We start from the raw sequence: 592 nt of genomic DNA, 5'->3' as shown, positions 1-592 counted from the left end.
TGAAGAGAACTTGTACACCAAGCTGGCTTCTGAAAGCAAACTGACTCCAACCGACGCTACGGAAGTCGGCTTGGAAGATTACCGTGGTTACGCAGAGCACAAACCAATGCCAGGCGAACCAGAACCTGACCCAGAACGTTTGGCAAAACGCGCAAACGATGTCCTGACTCATTTGAACTTTGGTAAGAGCGATGAGCCACTGGTGGTCAAAGTGGCGATTTCTGGCACTGGTGTTGACGGTGCACTGAAAAACCTAGAAGCAGACACCAACGGTTGGGATTTCGATAACGTCGTACAACAAAACCGCGTGGCTTGGGAAAACATCCTTGGCAAGTTTGAACTGGAAGGTGGCAACAAAGCCGACAAAACCATGTTCTACACCTCGCTCTACCGTACGTTCGTTGCTCCATTCCTATACCAAGATGTGGATGGCAAATACCGTGGCATGGATGGCAAAGTGCACCAAGCAGAAGACGGCTTAGTGAACTACTCGGTATACTCAATGTGGGATACGTTCCGCGCCGCACACCCACTGAAAACCATCATCGACAAAGACCGCGCGATTGAACACGCACGCGATCTATTGAACAAA

At 50.0% G+C, this 592-nt stretch carries 1 protein-coding gene; it reads left to right on the top strand.

Going from position 1 to position 592, the window contains the following annotated elements; translation table 11 throughout:
- Nucleotides 1-592, top strand: a 592-nt coding sequence (locus R7P74_RS27905; RefSeq protein WP_318123920.1) for a glycoside hydrolase domain-containing protein, incomplete at both ends; no start/stop codon positions are given.

This window comes from Vibrio sp. 2033 (assembly GCF_033339735.1).
The sequence above is the reverse complement of the archived record's forward strand: the minus strand, read 5'-3'. Positions and strand labels throughout refer to the sequence as shown.